The sequence below is a fragment of the Desulfosporosinus burensis genome (assembly GCF_054657535.1).
This window is the reverse complement of record NZ_BAAHYN010000091.1, coordinates 1-435: the sequence shown is the minus strand read 5'-3', so window position 1 is coordinate 435 and position 435 is coordinate 1. Positions and strand designations below refer to the sequence as shown.

1 tRNA gene is annotated in these 435 nt (G+C 41.8%); it reads left to right on the top strand.

The features are described 5' to 3' along the window. Positions 1 to 115: 115 nt before the first annotated feature. Positions 116 to 191 (top strand) — tRNA-Ala (locus ACYQ3Q_RS28530). Positions 192 to 435: the final 244 nt, after the last annotated feature.

The window sequence follows — 435 nt, the reverse complement described above, 5'->3', positions numbered from 1 at the left end:
TTAACGTCTGGCGAGAGATCATTAGAGTCGAAAGACTCATGCTGAGGGATCGGCAACTCATTGGTAAGAGCGGTTGTTTAGTTTTGAGAGACCAGAAGTGGTTGCTCGGTATTTTGGGGGTATAGCTCAGCTGGGAGAGCGCTTGAATGGCATTCAAGAGGTCAGCGGTTCGATCCCGCTTACCTCCACCAATTAACTCGAGGAACTTAGCGCTGATTCGAGGTTCGTAAGGACTTCGATGGAAGTGCTAAAAATTCTGTAACTCATTTAGAAAAATGCAATAAGATGAAGATTTTTGCTTAGCCATTAGGCTAATCGGATTTTGTACATCAGGCCGCGCATTTTGTATATTAATCGATGTTCTTTGAAAACTGCATAGAGGAAATAATCTAGTAAAAAGTCGAAAGAATTCACTTTGGAACGGAAGTTTCAAAT